Origin of the sequence: Neisseria iguanae (assembly GCF_003013245.1) — a bacterium.
Lineage (GTDB): Bacteria > Pseudomonadota > Gammaproteobacteria > Burkholderiales > Neisseriaceae > Neisseria > Neisseria iguanae.
The window spans coordinates 1-1,697 of record NZ_PXYY01000166.1 but is presented as its reverse complement, the minus strand read 5'-3'; the positions used below and the strand labels follow the sequence as shown (position 1 = coordinate 1,697).

The following is a 1,697-nucleotide window of genomic DNA, read 5'->3' as shown; positions in this document are numbered from 1 at the left end:
CGGTTGAAGCCGCTTTCATCAAGGTAAACAATGGGTCTGTTTTCTTGCTGACAACCTTGTAGTTGCTCAAGAAAATGAGCCCTCTCGGCTTCATTGGCCTGCCGGTGGTCCAATCTCTTTTTTTTGAGATAGTTTGAGCCGTTTGAGTGTTATGCGGATTGCCCGTTGGGTGCAGTTAAAGCGCACAGTCTGCCCACTTTGGAAGTGGTCGGTCGGGATACTTGTCCGACGCCCTGCCGTAATTTTTCCATGCTTATTTTTGACTTGCGTGTGGTAACAATTTTTTCTCCAGCCGTTTTTTCCGGTTTTGTATGGTGGCTTTGCTGATGCTGTCTCCACCGGCCAGTGCCCGATAGGAAGCACCTGCTGCAAGTTTGTTCAGTATCATTTGCCGGTAGTCTTTTGAGTATGCCATATGTGGTATTGTGCTGAATTTAATTTTTTTGACTATTATATCAAACCCGCATCACAGGATGACCAGATTATTTCATTATATGCCAAAGGATTAAGTAATCAAGAGATTGTCGAGATGTTCAAAGAACCCTATGAGGCCGACGTTTCTACCAGCGTGTCACCGAGGCAGAGAAAGAGCGTGTGCCAGAATGGCAAAATCGTCCATTAGACGCGGTTTATGCTATTGTTTATCTTGATTGTATCGTGGTTAAAGTACGCCAAGATAGGCGGATTATCAATAAATCTGTTTTCGTTGCTTTAGGTATCAATCTTGAAGGACGAAAAGAATTACTCGGACTTTGGATTGCTGAAAATGAAGGTGCCAAATTCTGGGCAAACGTACTAAGCGGGCTTAAAAATCAAGGTTTACAAGATTTTAACTGCCTGTGCAGATGGTTTAAAAAGCTTTCCAAGATACAAAAATCCAACTGTGTATCGTTCATATAGTACGTAACAATTTGCGTTTCGTATCTTGGAAAGATTATAAAGCCGTCACGGTTGATTTAAAATCCGTGTATCAACCCCTGACAGAAACAGCCGCATTAATGGCACCCGATAATTTCGAATAGCGCCGGCAATCAAAATATCCTTAAAAAGTTGGAAATCAAATTGGGCTAATATTGCTACATTGTTTAGTTATCCTGACGACATTCGCAAAGCAATTTATACGACAAATGCGATAGAATCACTGAACAGCGTTATCCGTAGGGCTATCAAGAAACGCAATGTATTCCTGACAGATGATTCGGTATTTAAGGTATGGCTTGCTATTAAGGATACCTCTAAGAAATGGGCGATGCCGATTCAAAACTGGTGACAGGCATTAAACCTTTTTATAATTGATTTTGGTGATTGCATAAGCGACCACCTTTAGTTGAAATAGGTGTTTACACAGAATATAGGGTAGGATCAATTTTATGTTTCCGTTTGATTTGGGCGTTGAACAAAAGGCCGTCTGAAAGCATTGGTTTTGGTACTGTTCAAAAATCTGTGTCAATCCCCTAAACCTCCATAAAAGAGAAGACACATGACCAAACCCGCATTTGATTTCGAAACCGCACTCAGGCACCTTCAGTCCGGACAGGCACTGACCGGTAAAGACGGCCCCCTTACCCCACCCATCAAACAACCGGCCAAGGCCGCATTGGAAGCCGAAACCGGACAATACCTCGAACAAAAACAGTTGCAGCCCGGCCGGCGTAACGGCCACAGCAAAAAAACCGTCAAAACCGGTTCCGGCAGTT

The 1,697-nt window shown here is 43.2% G+C and carries 1 protein-coding gene and 2 pseudogenes; 2 read left to right on the top strand and 1 reads right to left on the bottom strand.

Going from position 1 to position 1,697, the window contains the following annotated elements; genetic code table 11:
* Positions 1–253: 253 nt before the first annotated feature.
* Positions 254–388, bottom strand: a complete 135-nt coding sequence (locus tag C7N83_RS16685; protein WP_281256785.1) for a hypothetical protein — start codon at positions 386–388, stop codon at positions 254–256.
* 84 nt (positions 389–472) lie between these two features.
* Between C7N83_RS16685 and C7N83_RS13795 the strand changes: the two are divergent.
* A pseudogene (locus tag C7N83_RS13795) lies at positions 473–1,270 on the top strand (IS256 family transposase); the annotation flags it as partial.
* 210 nt (positions 1,271–1,480) lie between these two features.
* A pseudogene (locus tag C7N83_RS13790) lies at positions 1,481–1,697 on the top strand (IS256 family transposase); the annotation flags it as partial.

Coding starts and splice junctions, on each gene's coding strand:
- C7N83_RS16685 (WP_281256785.1), bottom strand. CDS start 388: ATGATACTGAACAAACTTGCAGCAGGTGCTTCCTATCGGGCACTGGCC.